The 2412-nt window shown below is 63.0% G+C and carries 3 protein-coding genes; all 3 read right to left on the bottom strand.

What is annotated here, in order from left to right; genetic code table 11:
* A partial coding sequence (locus VK519_RS14470; protein WP_524538998.1) for a thioredoxin domain-containing protein occupies nt 1-306 on the bottom strand: 306 nt, incomplete at its 3' end.
* Between the two features lie 69 nt (nt 307-375).
* The gene (gene pip, locus VK519_RS14465) at nt 376-1332 is read right to left on the bottom strand and encodes a prolyl aminopeptidase (protein WP_324350889.1); all 957 of its coding nucleotides are present in this window, start codon (nt 1330-1332) and stop codon (nt 376-378) included.
* A gap of 107 nt (nt 1333-1439) precedes the next feature.
* On the bottom strand, nt 1440-2412 hold a 973-nt coding region (locus VK519_RS14460; protein WP_324350888.1), incomplete at its 5' end, for an FAD-binding oxidoreductase.

Here is a 2412-nt window from a genome sequence, read left to right as displayed (position 1 = left end):
GGGATTGGAAGCGGACAGGATCGCTTCGGCCCTTGGCTGGCTGTCGTCGCTGATCACGGCCACCAGCACGTTGCGAACCTGCAGGTCCGGGTAGGCGGCGAGCATCGGCTGCATGATCTTCCACAGCCTGTGGCAGTACCGGCACTCGGTGTCGGTGAACACGTAGACCTGGCGGGCCGGCTTGCTGCTTCCCTCCGCGACCCAGGTGGTCTTGGCCAGGGAGTTCCAGGCGCCCGAGGGCGGCGCCGGCTGCGCGGCGGCCAATGTGGAAACGGCCAGCAGGCCAAAGGCCATCCATCGCAACATGATCTTTCTCCATGACGCGGTGAGGCGCCGCGTCTTCAGTTCATGGACCGGCACATCTGCCAGAAACTTTCATCGGGCAAAACGATCGGTGGCCGTCACCAGTGCACTGATGATGCCCGGTTCGAAGGCCGAATGCCCGGCATCGGGCACGATCTGCAGCGTCGCTTCAGGGAAGACGCGATGCAGGTCCCAGGCGCTTCGCACCGGGCAGACCACGTCGTAACGGCCCTGAACGATGATGGTGGGAATGTTGCGTATGCGGTCGACATCGCGCAGGAGCTGGCCATCGACCTCGAAGAAACCGGCGTTGACGAAGTAATGGCATTCGATGCGCGAGAAAGCCAGGGCGAAGTCGTCCTTGCCACTGGACACGATGTGCGAAGTGTCCTGGTACAGGTAACTGGTGGCTGCTTCCCAGATCGACCAGGCGCGCGCGGCGGCCACGCGCACCTGTGCATCGTCACTGGTGAGGCGGCGGTGATAAGCGCTGATCAGGTCGCCATGTTCGGCCGGTGGAATCGCCGCCAGGTAGTGTTCCCATGCATCCGGAAACAGGGCATCGCAACCCTTCTGGTAGAACCATTCCAGTTCCCAGCGCCGAAGCATGAAGATGCCGCGCAGCACCAGTTCACTCACGTGGTCCGGATGCTTCTGCGCATAAGCCAATGCCAGGGTCGAACCCCATGATCCGCCGAATACTTGCCAACGATCGATGCCAAGCTTCCTGCGGATGGCCTCCATGTCCTCGACCAGTGTCCAGGTGGTGTTTTCGCGCAGTTCCGCGTGCGGCGTGGACCTGCCGCAACCACGCTGGTCGAACAACACGATGCGGTATTTGGCCGGATCGAAGAAACGGCGGCAGCGGGGGTTGGTGCCGCCACCGGGGCCGCCATGCAGGAATACCACCGGCTTGCCATTCGGGTTGCCGCTCTGCTCGTAATACACGTTGTGCAGGGGCGAAACCTGCAGGAATCCTTCGTCGTACGGCGTAATCTCGGGGTACAGCTGGCGGTGCTCGTCCTGCATGTGCTTACGACCGGGTGGCGTGGAAAACCATGAGGCTAGCGTGGGACGCGGTCGCGCGCCAGCGCACTGTGTTTCCCCACTGACAAACGAGGTTCATACCCGGGCACCTAAAAGACCTTCCCGGGATTCATGATCCCATCCGGATCGAGTACCGCCTTGATGCCCTTCATCACGGCGATCTCCTCCGCGCTGCGGGTGCCTTCAAGGTACGGCTTCTTCACCAGGCCGATGCCGTGCTCGGCCGAGATGCTCCCGCCGTGCTTGCGAAGCATCCCGGCCAGCTGTTGGGTCACCCTCTCGCACTGGGCAACGAAGCGATCCGGGTCCAGGTCGTCGGGCTTGAGCACATTGATGTGCAGGTTCCCATCGCCGATATGCCCGAACCACACCACGTCGAAGGTGGGATATTCGCTTGCCAGGAGCTCCCCCATGTCGGCCATGAAGGCCGGCACCGCGCCAATGCGCACGGAGACGTCGTTCTTGTATGGCTTGTAGCGCGCAAGGCTTTCGGTGATGCCCTCGCGCAGGCGCCACAGCGAAGCCGCCTGTGCCTGGCTGCTACTGATCACGCCGTCAGTGACCCAACCGGCTTCAAGGCATGCCTGGAACATGTCCAGCGCCGCGGCCTGGCTTGCCTCATCGCCGGCATCGAATTCGGCCACCACGTAGTAAGGCGATGGTTCTTCGAAGGGCGCCTGCGCGCCATGGGCCAGCACGTGTTCCAGTGCGCGATCGGTAAAGAACTCAAATGCTTCCAGTTGAAGCTTCGTCCGCGCCACGGCGAACACCCGCATCAATGCATCCATCGCCGGCACGGCCAGCAGCATCACCTGGGTGGGCGGCGGCGGCGGCGCCAGCCATAGCGTAGCTTCCACGACCATGCCAAGCGTGCCTTCCGAACCGATCACCAGATGGCGCAGGTCGTAACCGGAGGCGTTCTTCACCAGCCCGCGGTTGAGTTCCAGGAGCTCACCTGCGCCGGTAACGAACTTCAGTCCCGCCACCCATTGGCGGGTCAGGCCATAGCGGATCACCCGGATGCCGCCTGACCCGCCAATGGGTGGCGGGACTGAAGTTCGT

This window comes from Pinirhizobacter sp., from assembly GCF_035317885.1.
Classification (GTDB): Bacteria; Pseudomonadota; Gammaproteobacteria; order Xanthomonadales; family Rhodanobacteraceae; genus Pinirhizobacter.
This window is presented reverse-complemented; position numbering and strand designations above follow the sequence as displayed.

Coding starts and splice junctions, on each gene's coding strand:
- pip (WP_324350889.1), bottom strand. CDS start 1,332: ATGCAGGACGAGCACCGCCAGCTGTACCCCGAGATTACGCCGTACGAC.